This window comes from Echinicola rosea, assembly GCF_005281475.1.
GTDB lineage: Bacteria > Bacteroidota > Bacteroidia > Cytophagales > Cyclobacteriaceae > Echinicola > Echinicola rosea.
On record NZ_CP040106.1, the window covers coordinates 314,749 to 329,737 of the forward strand.

Below are 14,989 nucleotides of genomic sequence, written 5' to 3' on the forward strand. Positions count from 1 at the left end.
AGCTATATCAATTATTCACAAATGATTTGATCCTTAAATTTCACGTTTACCCTCGAATAGGCATCCCAGCCTTTCTTGGGAATAATCTCTTCATAAAATAAATTTATCCGCTCAAATTTATCCTCAATGTCCACAGGTTTGCCAAATTCAATTTCCTGTCGTCCTACCTGCTGAAATAAACTAATATTTCCACTCCTGTCTATTTTCATGGAGGCAATCTGTGCACTCCAAAAATCACTTCTATCAATAAAATGGATCATGTCCAATAACCCTTGATGCTCCTTGCCCAAATCTTTTGCCGCCAACAAGTCATCCACTCCTTGCCCCTCAATGATCAACACCCTGGACGTATAGTGCGAAGAGGTTGGCAAAATCAAGCCCTCCGAAGAAACATATCCATCTGCTGCCAATGGCCTGGCAATCCTTGCCATCGGACGGTACTGATCTATCGTCACCAGCACATCTCCCTTGAGATCATTATAGACCTCTGCATTCTTTACAAAAGGATGACTCTCCACCTTTTCTTCCAGTTTACTCAACTCAATGCTTTCAAGCTTGGCTCCTTCCGAAAGATTCGGGAAGGTCTTGAGCAGCATAGATGAAATCTCGTCTTCCTCCACAAAGTACACATCGCTGATCCCATTGACCTTGACGGACAATCCATGATAGCTGCGCTCGGCTCCTTTTTTTTCCACAAAGCCTATAAACCCCACCAACACCAGCACAAGTGCTGCGAAAACTATCGATTGCTTTAGTTTCAATTGCTTCAATTCCATTGCTCCATCAGGTTATTGATCGGATCCACTAATCGGTCGATGTCGCCCGCTCCCATCGTCACCAGTACCGATGGACGCTGCTTATCCAAAAACGCCAACAATCCTTCCTTAGATTGCAGAGACTTTTCCTTTGCTGTGATCCTGTCCATCAGCATCTCTGCATTCACACCTGCTATCGGTAATTCCCGAGCAGGATAGATGTCCAATAAAATCACTTCATCGGCAAGCGATAATGCTTCTGAAAATTCATCCGCAAAATCCCTCGTTCGGGTAAATAGATGAGGCTGGAAAACAGCAGTAAGCTTTTTCTCTGGATACATCGCTTTTACAGATCTTAAAAAAGCCCTGATCTCCTCAGGATGATGGGCATAGTCATCTATGTAAACACCCTTCTCATCCTGCCGCTTGATTTCAAAACGGCGTTTGACCCCTCTAAATGTTTCCAGTCCTTCACGAATGGCTCCTTCACTTACCCCAAAATGCAACGCTATGGAAACTGAAGCCAGTGCATTCTCCACATTGTGAAAGCCTGGCACCCTCAGTACCAGCCCCTTGATGGTTTGCTCTTCACTGATATAATCAAACTCAAAAGAAGCGATTCCAGCGTTGATATTTTCTGCTCTGACGGCTCCCTCTCCCAGTCCATATTGACGCAAAGTCAAACTGCCAAAATCATTCCTATTTAGCTTTTTAAGGGCATTTTTTTGAATAAATAGCACCCCATCATCGGGGAGCAAACCGATGTACTTTTCGACGTTTCTTGTAAGCTCCTGAGCATCACCATAAATATCCAAGTGGTCGGCATCCACACTGGTCACCACTGCCACATTAGGATGTAACCTCAAAAAGGATCGGTCAAATTCATCGGCCTCTACCACTACGATCGGTTGCTCCTCATTTTCCTCATCATGTAGAATAAGGTTACTTTCGTAATTCTGCGTGAGTCCACCAAGGAAAGCAGCGATATTTTTACCGGCAGATTTTAGCATATGGGCCACCATGCTGGAGGTAGTCGTCTTGCCGTGGGTACCTGCCACACCGACCGTGTACATGGTGGAGGTAATCATCCCCAACACCTCCGAACGTTTTTTCAGGTCAAAACCTTCCTTCTTGAAATAATGGAGCTGGACACTGTCTTTTGGTATTGCGGGAGTCCATACGATAAGCACATTACTTTTACCGGCTTTGATATCGGCAGGGATGGTACCCAATGTATCTTCATACGTAATCTGCATTCCCTCTTCTTCCAGCTTTCTGGTCAAAGGGGACGATGTCCGGTCATACCCGCTGACAGGAATACCGATATGGTTAAACCACCGGGCAATGGCACTCATGCCAATCCCGCCGATTCCTAGAAAATACACGCTATGTAACTTTTCCCAATTCATCTGATCAAAGCTTCCAGTTTTTTTACAATCTCACGGGCAGCATTCGGCTTGCCCAACTTTCTTATATTTTTCCCAAGGCACTCCATTCCGTTTGGATCAGCCATTAATTCATCCACTTTCCCGGCAAGTCCGTCCACCGCCTCCTCATCCCGCAATAAAATCGCCGCATCTTGCTGTACACATGCCAAGGCATTCTTAGTCTGATGGTCTTCCGCCACATTCGGTGAGGGAATGAAAATCACCGGCTTGCCTACAAGGCTCAATTCCGACACGGACAGGGCTCCTGCCCGGGAGATCACTAAATCAGCAGCTGCATAGGCCAGGTCCATTTCCCGAATAAACTCCAATGCATGCACATGCGCCAGTCCCTCTTCGGCTAATTTCCCAGTCATTTCCTCGATATAAAATTTCCCCGTTTGCCATAGCACCTGGTAGCCTTGCGCCTCAAAATGCTTCATCGACGCCACCACAGCATTATTGATGGTGCGGGCACCGAGACTTCCGCCCAAGACCAAAATCACTTTTCGATCGGCCTTCAGGCCAAAATGATGCATGGCACTTTCCTTTTTGGAGGCCAGATCCAAAATATCTTTCCTGACAGGATTGCCTGTAAAATGGATCCTGTCAGCAGGAAAGAACTTATCCATCCCCTCATACGCCACACAAAATGCCCTTGCCTGTTTGGCCAACAACTTATTGGTCAGTCCGGCAAAAGAATTTTGCTCTTGGATCAGCGTGGGCACTCCTTGCTGCTGGGCCACATATAGCAGCGGCCCGCTGGCATACCCTCCCACACCCACCACTGCATGTGGCTTAAAGCGCTTGATCAGCTTCTTGGCCTTATTGATGCTGTCCCATAGCTTAAAGGGGAAACTCAGATTCTGCAACGTAAACCTGCGCTGGAGCCCCGCTACAGGCAAGCCTTCAATGGCATAGCCTGCTTCTGGTACTTTTTGCATCTCCATTTTTCCTTCCGCACCGACAAAAAGTATCTCGCTTTCCGGGTACAGCTCGGCCCAAGCATGCGCGATGGCTATAGCGGGATAAATATGTCCGCCTGTACCACCTCCACTGATCATGATCCGATATGTTTCCTTCTCTTCGATATATGCTTTATTTATTGCGCCATCTGCATGGCGTTTTTATTTCCTACATTCATTTCACCAGCAAAACCATCTTCATGATCTCCTCTGCTGACACTCAGGATAATCCCCAGCGAAACACCGGTAAACAGCAAGGACGTCCCTCCCATACTGAGCAACGGCAGCGGCTGACCGGTAATCGGTCCTAATCCTACTGCCACGGCCATATTGACCATGGCTTGGATCACCAGGGCAAAACTTAACCCTGCCGAAAGCAGGCCTCCAAATGGCCGGTTGGAGATTGCCACCACACGCATTCCCCGGTAGAGCAGTGCCAAGTAAAGGAACAATATCACACCTCCTCCTACCATGCCATATTCCTCGATGATAATGGCATAGATAAAATCAGAGTATGGATGGGGCAATGAATTTCGTTGTTCACTATTGCCCGGCCCCTTTCCGGCTACACCTCCCGTGGCTATCGCCATGTAGGATTGCTGTGCCTGGTAGGGAATATCCTCGTCTGACATAAAATTTTCGATCCTGGAAAAGAACGTCCCTCCCCTTTGCCCTAGGAATATTGCCGATGTAAGCGCCAAAAAGCCGATAAGACATACAGCGATCAAAAACTTAACGGGAACCCTTCCTATAAACATCAGCAACAAACAAGTACACAGCAGCATGACGGCTGTGGACATATTGGCCAGCCCGATCAAAAGACAGATCATCCCTATCCAGATCATCACCGGAATGAAGGTCTTCTTGAAGTCCTGGATATTTTTCTGCCGCTTGCCCAACATTCCTGCTACTGCTGCAATCAATGCCAACTTCGCCAAATCTGAGGGCTGAAAAGCCTGGTTGATGATCGGAATCGTCAACCACCTGTTGGCATCATTTACATTGGAACCAAATAAATAGGTAAATGCCAATAAGGGCACCGAAATCCATAAAGCCATAAGGCTCAGTTTCGAATAATACTTGTAGGGCAATCGGTGCGCCGCCCACATCACCACCAAACTCAGCAACACCAAGGAAGAGTGCTTGATAAGGTAAGCTTCTGTATTGCCTCCCATTCTTCGATAAGCCAAGGACCCCGTGGCAGAATATACAACCAAAATGCTGACGATCGATAGCACCAGCACAATCCCCCAAATGATGGGATCACCTTTTAGGTTTTTATCTATCCATGTTTTGACACCTGTCATATCGCCTTTAACTTCAGATTATTTACTGCTTCCTTAAACTGATCCCCACGATCCTCGTAGTTTTTGAACAAATCAAAACTCGCACAGGCTGGAGACAATAACACCACGTCTCCGCTATCCCCTCTTTCCAGTCCCCACTGTACGGCCGCCCTGATATCCTGTGTTTCCAATATCTCCGGAATCACGCCTTCAAATGCTGCTTTCAGCTTATTGTTATTTTTGCCCAAACAGATCAGCACCTTGACATGATCCTTGACCACTGGCATCAACGTTTCATAATCATTGCCCTTATCCACGCCTCCGGCTATCCAGATAAGCGGTTCTTTGTAGGTGGATAAGGCATATACCGTCGCATCCACATTGGTACCCTTGCTGTCATTGACAAAGGTCACTCCTTCTATTTCCCGCACTTTCTCCATCCGGTGAGGTGCGTTTCTAAAATCCGCCAATCCTGCCTTCAAAGCTTCCTCACTTACTCCTGCCAACAGTGCAGCAGTAGAAGCACACATGACATTCAGCATATTATGGTTTCCCTTTAGGGCCATTTCACTTTCGGGAATCGAAATCATATGATTTCTATAGTTGAGCTTTACCTCTGTGCCGTTAAACAAGCCGCCATCTTTTTCAATGGTCTCCAAGGAAACTTCATGGACCTTCGGACGAATGTTCATGCTGCTCATTCCCCGCCAGATATGCTGGTCCTCTCGGTAATAAACAAAATCGTCCTCCTCTTCCATTTGTTTCAACAAGCCCAACTTGGAATGGATATAATTGTCCATTTTATAGTCATACCGATCCAAATGATCAGGTGTGATATTGGTCAGCACGGCGATTTTAGGGCGAAGACTTTTAAAGCCGTCAATCTGGAAACTGCTCACCTCCAGCACCCACCAATCATGATCACCCTGTACCAACTGACTGGCCCAGCTTTGGCCTACATTGCCTCCTAGCCCCACATCCAAGCCCCCACGCTGCATCAAGTGATGGGTCAGCATGGCGGTAGTGGTTTTTCCATTCGTACCGGTAATGGCTATGACCTTTCCCTTAGAAAACCCAAATGCAAATTCCAGTTCGTCAATGACGGGTGTTCCCTGCTCTAGTGCCGCGTTTACCACCGGATGTGAATAGGGAATTCCAGGGCTTTTGATGATTTCAGGATAAGCCAGCAGCTTTTCCGCATGGTGGCTCCCTTCTTCATAATCGATCCCTGCTTCTTCCAGCTGGGATTTTCTGTCGTCTTTTATGCTGCCTCCGTCTGAGACAAAAACCTCATAGCCGTTTACCTTGGCCAGCAATGCTGCACCAATCCCACTTTCACCTGCTCCCAAAATGGCTATTCTCTTCATTTCTTATCGTAATTTTAAAGTTGCCAATGTTATGATGGCCAGCAAAATCCCAACAATCCAAAAACGGGTCACGATCTTGGATTCTGGAACCCCACCTTTTTGATAGTGGTGGTGCAAGGGGGACATACGAAAAATCCTCCTGCCTTCACCGTATTTCTTTTTTGTGTACTTAAAATAGCTCACCTGCATGATCACGGACAGGTTTTCTATTACAAATATCCCACATAGTACCGGGATCAACAGCTCCTTTCGAAGCGTCAGGCAAAGCACGGCGATCACCCCACCGAGCATCAAGCTTCCTGTATCTCCCATAAATACCTGGGCCGGAAAGGAATTGTACCAAAGAAATCCTACACAAGCCCCCAGGAAAGCAGCACAGAAAATCACCAGCTCACCGGAATTGGGAATAAACATGACGTTCAGGTACTGCGAGAAAATCGCATTACCACTGATATAGGCAAAAATGGCAATGGCCAAGCCTATAATCGCGGATGTACCTGCGGCCAAGCCGTCTATTCCATCGGTGATGTTTGCACCATTCGAAACTGCCGTAATGATAAAAATCACCAACAGGATATACAGATAAGGCGTCAAATCATCTCCTAAGAAGCCCAAGAAATTCTCATAATTGAGCTCGTTGTTCTTCATGAAGGGAATGGTGGTCTTCATCGCTTTCACATCCTCAAAGGCAGGCGTTTCCACGATACCTTCTTCAATGGACACGGGGTTTTGGAATTCGCGAACGACCACATCTTCATGAAAATACAGTGTGGCCCCTACGATGATACCGATGCCGATCTGTCCAATGATCTTAAACTTACCGGCAAGCCCTTCTTTGTTTTTCCTAAATACCTTAATAAAATCATCTAAGAAACCTATCCCTCCTAACCATATCACCGTCACCAGCAACAAGATGATATATACATTATAAACATCAGCAAATAGCAAAGTAGGGAGAATAATCGCCGCGATCATCATCAAACCTCCCATGGTTGGGGTTCCCTTTTTCTCCGTCTGCCCCTCCAGACCAAGGTCACGGACGGTTTCCCCGATCTGCTTTCTCCTGATCCAATTGATCATGCTTTTACCAAATGTGATCGTAATGATCAGTGAAAACATTGCCGCCATTCCCGCACGAAAGGAAATGTACCTAAACACCCCCGCGCCAGGAAAGTCGTATGCACTGTCGATATAATCAAAAAGATGGTAAAGCATTCTTTATTTCGTATGTATCAATTCCATTAATTCCTTTACAATTTTCAGATCATCAAATGGATGCTTTACCCCTTTGACTTCCTGATAGGTTTCGTGGCCTTTTCCAGCCACCAAAATGATATCGCCCTTTTCTGCCATAACACAAGCTGCCTTGATCGCTTCCTTTCGGTCCGCTATCACCACCGTTTTTTTATACGCCACAGGATTGACGCCTACTTCCATTTCGTGAATGATGGACATGGGATCTTCATCGCGTGGGTTATCGGAGGTCAGCACCACCTTATCACTCAATTCTGTCGCTATTTTGGCCATGATTGGGCGCTTTGATTTATCACGATTTCCGCCACACCCCACCACTGTGATCACTTTTTCCCCACCTGTCCGGACCCCTTGGATGGTTTTGAGTACATTTTCAAGGGCATCCGGGGTATGGGCATAATCCACAATGGCGGTGATTCCCTCAACATGAAGCTGATCGAACCTTCCATGTGCACCTTTGATGCTGGACAATTGCATCAGCACTTCCTCTTCCTCCTCGCCCAACAAAATGGACACCCCCATCACACTACAAATGTTATAAGCATTAAACTCCCCGATCATCCTAAACCAAGCCTGACGGCCATTTATGTCCAGCTCTAAGCCTTGCAGCGTGTTGCTGAGCACTTTGGCTTTAAAATCAGTAGGATATTTTAAACCAAATGTATGCTTGCTTGCCTTGGTGTTTTGCATCATTACCATCCCGCGTTTGTCGTCTGCATTGACCAGCGCGAAAGCCCCTTTCGGCAGCTCATCGAACAGCTTTTTCTTGGCTTTTATATATTCGTCAAACGTCCCGTGATAGTCCAAGTGATCATGGGAAATGTTCGTAAAGACCGCTCCTGCTAGCTTTATACCTGACATCCGCTCCTGTACGATGGCATGAGAACTCGCTTCCATAAAACAATGGGTGCATCCTTCCCCAACCATTTGTGCCATGAGCTTATTGATCGCTACACTATCGGGCGTCGTATGGGTGGCCGGGATAACCTCGTCATTGATTTTGTTCTCCACGGTGCTCAGCATGCCCACCATGTACCCGAGCTCCATAAATAGCCTGTGCAACACCGTCACACATGTGGTCTTGCCATTGGTGCCGGTCACGGCCACGACTTTCAGCTTCTCCGAGGGATGGTCATAGAAGTTGGCTGCCATGATCCCCATGGATTTTGCGGAATCGACCACTTGTACATAGGTAATGCCGGAAACCAATTCCTCGGGCAAGTCTTCACAGACAATGGCTCCAGCGCCACTACTAATGGCCTTGGGAATAAAGTCATGCCCATCCACTTGTGTGCCTTTGGCGGCCACAAAAACATCTCCCTCACTTACCTCCCGGCTATCGAAGACAATATCCTTCACCACTACTTCCATATCCCCGGTAGTAGAGGTGAGCGATACTTTGTACAATATGTCCTTCAATGTCTTCATTAACCTAAAACGATTCGAATTGAGCCTCCTTTTGGCACATTTGATCCGGCATGGATGGACTGGCTTTTCACCCTTCCACTGCCTGAATAATTAACTTTTAATCCTTTGTTTTCCAGCACGTACAGCGCATCACGCAATGTCATTCCGGATACATCCGGCACCACGGGCGCTTCCACCTTATTGGATTTCCAAGAGATGGAATGGTTCACCAAGGATGACTGCACCCACTGCTCATCACCATTGTAATGGTTGGATAGGCCAAACCGATTACAAATCATCTGCAGTTCATCCACTTTGCCAGCCTGGATATAAGGAAATACCTCGTCCCCCTTTCTCTTGTTGGGAGAAGCCGTTTCTTTTTCTTTATTTAACTCCAGATCTTGCGCAAATATCTTATCCGCTATTTCTTTAAAAACAGGTGCCGATACATCACCACCATATGCATTAAACCCTTTTGGACTGTCAATGACGATGATCATGCTGTACTTCGGATCATCGGCGGGGAAATACCCTGCAAAAGAAGTATAGTATTTACGGGTATATCGTCCATTGACCAGTTTTTGGGCAGTACCCGTCTTTCCGGCAATCTTATAATCACTGTCGCTGATGTTTCGGGCTGTTCCGCGGGCCACTACCCCTTCCAGCAACTCCTGCAATTGCCCGATAGTCTCATCGGAAGCAATGCTCCTTCGGATCACTTCCGTTTCGTATTCCTCTTCTATGCTATTGCCCCGCTGAATACGCTCTACGATCATGGGTTTTACTACCCGGCCACCGTTGGCCACGGCATTGTAAAGGGCCAGCGTATGAAGCGGGGTGAGCTTCAGTTCATACCCAATGGACATCCATGGCAATGTCGTCCCGTACCAGTTTTTCTTGTTTTTAGGATCTTTAAAGTAAGGCACTCCTTCGCCTTTGAGCTGAAATCCCAAAGGTTTGTCCAGTCCTACCTGTTGCACATAGCTTAAAAACTTGGCCGGATCCACACCAAACTGCTCGTCCACCAATCGTGAAATCCCCACATTCGAAGACTTCTCAAAAGCCTGCCTTACCGTCAGCTTTCCGTACCCTCCATATTTGGCATCCCGCATGGTCTGGTTATAAAACTTGTAGTTTCCATCCCCAGTATCCACTGTATCACTTAGGTTTACCTTCCCTTCCTCCAGCAAAGCCAACATGGACAACAGCTTAAACGTGGAGCCAGGCTCGGTAAGCCCTTGCTCCCCGATGGCATAGTTATAATATTCACCATAACCATAGCCACTATTCTTCTTCTCCAGGTTTGCAATGGCCTTGATATGGCCTGTTTTTACTTCCATGACCACCACACAGCCATACTGGGCGTCCTTGTTTAGTAGCTGCCTTAGCAGCGCAGACTCCGCCACATCTTGTATGTTGATATCAATGGTCGTGACCACATCAAAACCGTCCTCTGGCCTGATATCCTCGGCGTCATGCACGGGCTTCCAGGTTCCCCCAGCAATTTTCTGGAACAAGGCCTCCCCATTTTTTCCTTCCAGATAGCCATTAAAGCTATACTCAAGCCCAGCACCATAATGGTCTTCATTTAAAAAGCCAATCGTCCTTCCTGCCAGGTTCTTAAATGGGTTATAGCGCTTTTCCACTTTCTCGAAAATCACGCCTCCCCCCATTCTTCCGTCGCGGAAAATAGGCCAGGTGGACATCAGCTGCTTTTCTTGGTACCCTATCTGTCTCCGGTTCAAGACAATGTACCTTCGCCCTTCCAGTCGAGCATCATTGATCATCCGCTTGTACGCATTGGCGGATTTATCTTTGTAGAATGCTGACAACTTCCTCGAAAGGGAATCGATTCCTGCCCGATAGTCATCCTCATCAGCGATACCGGGATCCAGTGCCACCCGATAGAAGGGCAGGCTCGTAGCCAATAAACTCCCGTCGTCACTGTAGATATTCCCCCGTGTAGCACTGACCTTTCGGTATTGCAGGTTTATATCCTCGGCTTTCTGTCGCCATTTATCTCCATCCACAAACTGAACATGGGCTATCCTGTAAAGAATAGCCCCTGCAAAAAGCACTACCGCCAAAAAGGCAAGTCTTACCCTTAGTAATATGGATTTCTTAATGTTCATTTACTCCGTATAATCTTTTTTGGAGGTTCTTCGATTTCGTAAATATTCAATACCTTGATCTTCCGGGCCACCTCAGACTGTTTGCTGCTGAACATGTACTCTGCTTCCAGCGTGGTCACATCAGCCCGCAAGTCTTCCACTTCTTGCTGAAGGTCTTCGATCTCCCTGATCGTACTCTCTGCCTTGTGATTGCTCCAGATATAAATCAGCGCAATAAAGGCCGCATACAGAAAAGGAGGAACCAACTTCACGGGAATCCCCTCTCCCAGGATATTGCTCATCTTGAGCTTTTCCTCTATCAGTGCGAAGACATTCTTACTATTGGCAGGCTTGCCCGATGTCCGGTTTTCATTCCCGCCCCTTTTCTTTATTTTCTTTTTAAAAGTATTTCCTTCCATGTCTATACTTTTTTTGCAATTCTCAACTTCGCACTTCTTGCACGGTTATTCTTGGCAAGCTCCTCGGGCTGGGCCTGAATGGCCTTTCGGCTTACCGGCTCCAGCGGACGAATCAGGTTTCCGTAAAAATCCTTTTCTACCTCTCCCTGAAATTTCCCCTTTGTGACGAAGTTCTTTACCATGCGGTCCTCCAGGGAATGATAGCTCATCACCACCAGTCTTCCTTCAGGCTTGAGCACCTCTACCGTCTGTTCCAGCATATCTTCCAGGGCGCCCATCTCATCATTCACCTCGATCCGCAGGGCCTGAAATACCTGGGCAAAATATTTAAACTCCCGCCCCCTCGGTGCCAATTGTTGCAGCACTTGCTTAAACTGCTCCGTCGTTTCAAAAGGCTTGGCCGCCCGTGCTGACACCACCGCCTGCGCTAGGGACTTGGCATTTCGCACCTCACCATACATCCCAAAAAGCTTATGAAGAGCTGCCTCCTCATAAGTATTCAGAACATCACGGGCAGACAGACCGCCCAACTGGTTCATGCGCATGTCCAAGCTCCCCTCAAAACGGGTACTGAACCCTCTTGAAGGTTTATCGATCTGGTGGGAGGAAATCCCAAGATCGGCCAATATCCCGTCCACTTTGCTCACGCCGTACAGCCGGAGGTACCTGGTCAGGTCCCTAAAATTGGCCTGCACAAAGGTAAACCGGTCGTCATCGGGGGCATTTGCAGCAGCATCCTCATCCTGATCAAACCCATAGAGCCTACCTTCTGGCCCTAAATGCTTGAGAATTTCTTTGGTATGGCCACCGCCGCCGAAGGTCAGGTCCACATAGACCCCGTCCGGGCGAATAGCCAAGCCCTCCAAGCACTCGCGGAGCATTACGGGAATATGGTACGCTGTTGCACTCATTTGTTAGCATCTGACAAATACTCTCTCGCCTGATCGGCAAACACTTCGGGATCGTTTATCAAGAAATTGTCATATCGTTCAGGATCCCAGATCTCAATGGTCTTTCCCATCCCCACCACAATGACTTCCTTGCTTATACCGGCAAACCCCAGCAATGGCTTAGGGATCAAAAACCTACCCGCTGCATCCAGTTCTATTTCTGTGTTGCCTCGGTAAAAGCTCCGCTTGAAATTCCTTTGCTTAGGGTCAAAGTCATCCAATGCAGACACTTTATTGTCCAATTTACGGTACTCGTTCATGGGATAGAGCACCAAACATGGGTCAAACCCCCTGCGCATAACCAGCTCGTTACCAAAAGTCTCCGGTAATGCCGCCTTCAATTTGGCCGGCAAAACCAGACGTCCTTTGGCGTCAAGCTTGCAGTAATATTCGCTAGAGAAATTCCCCATGTTTCTATCGATCGATCTTCTTCAAATACAAAAGTAATAAAAGCAATCACACAATCCACCACCTTTCCCCACTTTTTCCCACTTCTTTATAAATGTATCCAAAAGTTTAATTTTTCCCAATAATTATACAAAAAAATATATAAGTTATCAACTGATTCCCACCATGTTACGGCATAAACCAACAAGGATACACAGCAGCTAAAAAGGGCTTATTTTGCAAATAGAGGAGGATTTATGCAAAAAATCAAGAATTTATAAAAGCTACAAACAAAGCGATTCCACATCTAGTGGGGGGATTTCCCATAGAATTCTAAAATTTCCCATTTATGGTTTCTTTTTTGAGAAAAAGCACACGACAATTACTTTTAAAAAGTTAACAAAAAAACAACAAAATCATGTAAAAATCACCTGTTGTTCATACACAAAAAACGAATTGTGCTACACAATTAACTACTTTACTTTTTACGCTCAATGGTATATTTCACCAAATTGGCCAAAGATTCTTTATATTCTGAGGCAGGCTGGTCTTCCAAAACCGCCAAAGCCTCTTCAAAAAAACGGGTCATTACTTCTTGCGCATACTCCAGCCCACCTGAAGCTTTCACAAACGCAATCACCTGATTGACAGCCTTTTTATTCTCATTTCTGTTACGAATCAGGTAAATAATGCGCTTCTTGTCCGCCCAGCTGGCGTGATTTAGGGCATAGATCAGCGGTAGCGTCATTTTCTTTTCCTTGATATCGATCCCAACGGGCTTTCCTACCTCGTCCTCACCATAATCAAAAAGATCATCCTTGATCTGAAAAGCCATTCCCACTTTCTCCCCAAACTCCCGCATTCGCTCCACGGTAGCGCTGTCCGCACCAGATGTAAGCGCTCCTACTGCACAGCACGAAGCAATCAAACTGGCGGTTTTTTGCCTGATAATGGTATAGTAAACGTCTTCTGTGATGTCAAGATTACGCGCTTTGGCGATCTGTAACAACTCCCCCTCACTCATCTCCCGCACAGCATTGGAAACTTCTTTCAGCAGGTCAAAATCACCATTGTCAACACTGAGTAGCAAGCCCCTTGACAATAAATAATCCCCCACCAAAACGGCAATCTTGTTTTTCCACAGTGCATTGACCGAAAAAAATCCCCGACGGTAGTTGGCATCATCCACCACGTCGTCATGTACGAGCGTCGCGGTATGCAACAATTCAATCAGCGCAGCTCCGCGGTAAGTGGATTCAGTGACTCCTCCTGTAACTCCTGCCGTGAGAAACACAAACATGGGCCGCATCTGCTTCCCCTTGCGCTTGACAATGTAGCCCGTAATGTGATCCAAAAGCTTGACCTTGCTCTTCATAAAAGAACGAAACTTCTTCTCGAAGTCGATCATTTCCTCCGCAATGGGGGCTTGTATTTGTTTGAGGTCTGGCTTCATCACTATTTTGGAGATGCAATAATACAATCAAATAAGCCATTGACAAAATGGTGCGTCCGAATATTCATGAGATAAATGAACGGATATTAGGTTTCAATGTCGCTTTTGACACCTTTCGAATGTAAGGCTCCCAAAAACAGCCTGCTCCCCAAAAATCTACCCGAACACACCTCAGCCATAGGTCCGAGCATTTTTTTTCGGAAATAGGAATTTCATTCCCAGCAGCACTCTACCCAGTGGGCCAATTTCAAAAGGTGTAATAAAAATACAAACTTCCTAAAAATTGCCCTTCTGCCAGTGAGGTTTCTTGCGTCCTGTAAAAGAACCGGTAGGAAAACCCCACTTTTGGATACGCCAGCACCAACTGACCAAAAAACTCGTTGACATGCTTTACCGGATCCATCGTCGCCAAATCAAGTGCATAGGTCCGTTTGGTCCCCTGCAAGGTAGCATTCCAGTACACCCGTTTAAAGCTCGCTCCACCTTGGAAATAAAGTTCCCTTTTACCACTCACTCCCACGCGACTCCCCGCAATAAAACTCTCCGAGGCACGATTAAACTTCCCAATCCTAAAAGAAGGCGTGATCCCCAGGCTACGATCGTAATTTCCCAGTGCGACCCTTGGCTGAAGCCAAAAATCCACACTCCCCTCCCTAAATACATTCACAGCACCTTCAAGCTTGACATTCACCAAAGCACTGTTTTGGATCTGGTACTGCCAGCCCCTTGGCTGCGGAAATCCAAAAAGGGTATGGTACCACACCTGTACGTCTTCCGCTTTGGAACCTGGCCCTATTCTTCCCAAAAGCAAATTTCCCGACAACCACCCTCTGCTGAGGAAGTGCTGGTAACCCGCTTCACCATACAGCACCCCTGCATATGGACGATCATAAACGCTGATGTCATTTGAAGTGTACCGCTCGGGAGTATAAATCTGCTGGGAAATGGTCACATGTAGCCTGCTTTTCTTGGACAAGTAATGGCTGTACCCAAAAAAAGCCCCGTTGGTATAATAACGGTCAAAATGGGAAAACGCCAATGCATCATTATCGACACGTAAGTAAAACTGGTGTTTTCTTATGGCTCCCGTGTCCGTTTGCCCAAAGGAAAAAGGAGCAACCAAACTCAAGAAACATGAAAAAAAGAAGATTATTTTGAGCTCCTTCAATTTTTTAGCGATTATTAGGCGATCAGCTGTTAAATTATTAAAA

General features: G+C 46.6%; 13 protein-coding genes. All 13 read right to left on the bottom strand.

Going from position 1 to position 14,989, the window contains the following annotated elements; genetic code table 11:
* Window positions 1-11: 11 nt before the first annotated feature.
* The 13 genes from FDP09_RS01460 to FDP09_RS01520 all read right to left on the bottom strand — a co-directional run bounded on the left by FDP09_RS01460 (window position 12) and on the right by FDP09_RS01520 (window position 14,946).
* Window positions 12-776 carry a cell division protein FtsQ/DivIB gene (locus FDP09_RS01460; RefSeq protein ID WP_137400958.1) on the bottom strand — a complete coding sequence of 255 codons (765 nt, stop codon included), beginning with the start codon at window positions 774-776 and terminating at the stop codon, window positions 12-14.
* Window positions 767-2,164: a UDP-N-acetylmuramate--L-alanine ligase gene (gene murC / locus FDP09_RS01465; RefSeq protein ID WP_137400959.1), complete on the bottom strand. Its 1,398-nt coding sequence runs from the start codon at window positions 2,162-2,164 to the stop codon at window positions 767-769. Before murC ends, FDP09_RS01460 begins: the two co-directional genes overlap by 10 nt.
* On the bottom strand, window positions 2,161-3,270 hold the full coding sequence (murG, locus tag FDP09_RS01470; protein WP_262710660.1) for an undecaprenyldiphospho-muramoylpentapeptide beta-N-acetylglucosaminyltransferase: 1,110 nt from the start codon (window positions 3,268-3,270) through the stop codon (window positions 2,161-2,163). The genes murC and murG overlap by 4 nt, the downstream gene beginning before the upstream one ends.
* A gap of 11 nt (window positions 3,271-3,281) precedes the next feature.
* On the bottom strand, window positions 3,282-4,451 hold the full coding sequence (locus FDP09_RS01475) for an FtsW/RodA/SpoVE family cell cycle protein (RefSeq protein WP_137400961.1): 1,170 nt from the start codon (window positions 4,449-4,451) through the stop codon (window positions 3,282-3,284).
* Window positions 4,448-5,797: a UDP-N-acetylmuramoyl-L-alanine--D-glutamate ligase gene (murD, locus tag FDP09_RS01480; RefSeq protein ID WP_137400962.1), complete on the bottom strand. Its 1,350-nt coding sequence runs from the start codon at window positions 5,795-5,797 to the stop codon at window positions 4,448-4,450. Before murD ends, FDP09_RS01475 begins: the two co-directional genes overlap by 4 nt.
* Window positions 5,798-5,800: 3 nt before the next feature.
* Window positions 5,801-7,012 carry a phospho-N-acetylmuramoyl-pentapeptide-transferase gene (gene mraY, locus FDP09_RS01485; RefSeq protein ID WP_137400963.1) on the bottom strand — a complete coding sequence of 404 codons (1,212 nt, stop codon included), beginning with the start codon at window positions 7,010-7,012 and terminating at the stop codon, window positions 5,801-5,803.
* Window positions 7,013-7,015: 3 nt separating this feature from the next.
* Window positions 7,016-8,479, bottom strand: a complete 1,464-nt coding sequence (locus FDP09_RS01490; RefSeq protein ID WP_137400964.1) for a UDP-N-acetylmuramoyl-L-alanyl-D-glutamate--2,6-diaminopimelate ligase — start codon at window positions 8,477-8,479, stop codon at window positions 7,016-7,018.
* The gene (locus FDP09_RS01495) at window positions 8,479-10,590 is read right to left on the bottom strand and encodes a penicillin-binding protein (RefSeq protein WP_137400965.1); all 2,112 of its coding nucleotides are present in this window, start codon (window positions 10,588-10,590) and stop codon (window positions 8,479-8,481) included. Before FDP09_RS01495 ends, FDP09_RS01490 begins: the two co-directional genes overlap by 1 nt.
* Entirely contained in the window at window positions 10,587-10,988 is a 402-nt protein-coding gene (locus tag FDP09_RS01500; protein WP_137400966.1) for an FtsL-like putative cell division protein, read from the bottom strand. Before FDP09_RS01500 ends, FDP09_RS01495 begins: the two co-directional genes overlap by 4 nt.
* 2 nt (window positions 10,989-10,990) lie before the next feature.
* Complete coding sequence (gene rsmH, locus FDP09_RS01505) at window positions 10,991-11,899, bottom strand: 16S rRNA (cytosine(1402)-N(4))-methyltransferase RsmH (RefSeq protein WP_137400967.1); 909 nt, start codon at window positions 11,897-11,899, stop codon at window positions 10,991-10,993.
* Complete coding sequence (gene mraZ, locus FDP09_RS01510; protein ID WP_137400968.1) at window positions 11,896-12,348, bottom strand: division/cell wall cluster transcriptional repressor MraZ; 453 nt, start codon at window positions 12,346-12,348, stop codon at window positions 11,896-11,898. Before mraZ ends, rsmH begins: the two co-directional genes overlap by 4 nt.
* Before the next feature lie 455 nt (window positions 12,349-12,803).
* On the bottom strand, window positions 12,804-13,778 hold the full coding sequence (locus FDP09_RS01515) for a polyprenyl synthetase family protein (protein ID WP_137400969.1): 975 nt from the start codon (window positions 13,776-13,778) through the stop codon (window positions 12,804-12,806).
* A 247-nt stretch (window positions 13,779-14,025) separates the two neighbouring features.
* Complete coding sequence (locus tag FDP09_RS01520) at window positions 14,026-14,946, bottom strand: lipid A deacylase LpxR family protein (protein WP_137400970.1); 921 nt, start codon at window positions 14,944-14,946, stop codon at window positions 14,026-14,028.
* Window positions 14,947-14,989 lie beyond the last annotated feature (43 nt).

What these genes read in the sequence shown, in the direction of transcription:
- FDP09_RS01460 (WP_137400958.1), bottom strand. Translation starts at nt 776, where the DNA reads ATGGAATTGAAGCAATTGAAACTAAAGCAATCGATAGTTTTCGCAGCA.
- murC (WP_137400959.1), bottom strand. Translation starts at nt 2,164, where the DNA reads ATGAATTGGGAAAAGTTACATAGCGTGTATTTTCTAGGAATCGGCGGG.
- FDP09_RS01475 (WP_137400961.1), bottom strand. Translation starts at nt 4,451, where the DNA reads ATGACAGGTGTCAAAACATGGATAGATAAAAACCTAAAAGGTGATCCC.
- murD (WP_137400962.1), bottom strand. Translation starts at nt 5,797, where the DNA reads ATGAAGAGAATAGCCATTTTGGGAGCAGGTGAAAGTGGGATTGGTGCA.
- mraY (WP_137400963.1), bottom strand. Translation starts at nt 7,012, where the DNA reads ATGCTTTACCATCTTTTTGATTATATCGACAGTGCATACGACTTTCCT.
- FDP09_RS01490 (WP_137400964.1), bottom strand. Translation starts at nt 8,479, where the DNA reads ATGAAGACATTGAAGGACATATTGTACAAAGTATCGCTCACCTCTACT.
- FDP09_RS01495 (WP_137400965.1), bottom strand. Translation starts at nt 10,590, where the DNA reads ATGAACATTAAGAAATCCATATTACTAAGGGTAAGACTTGCCTTTTTG.
- FDP09_RS01500 (WP_137400966.1), bottom strand. Translation starts at nt 10,988, where the DNA reads ATGGAAGGAAATACTTTTAAAAAGAAAATAAAGAAAAGGGGCGGGAAT.
- rsmH (WP_137400967.1), bottom strand. Translation starts at nt 11,899, where the DNA reads ATGAGTGCAACAGCGTACCATATTCCCGTAATGCTCCGCGAGTGCTTG.
- mraZ (WP_137400968.1), bottom strand. Translation starts at nt 12,348, where the DNA reads ATGGGGAATTTCTCTAGCGAATATTACTGCAAGCTTGACGCCAAAGGA.
- FDP09_RS01515 (WP_137400969.1), bottom strand. Translation starts at nt 13,778, where the DNA reads ATGAAGCCAGACCTCAAACAAATACAAGCCCCCATTGCGGAGGAAATG.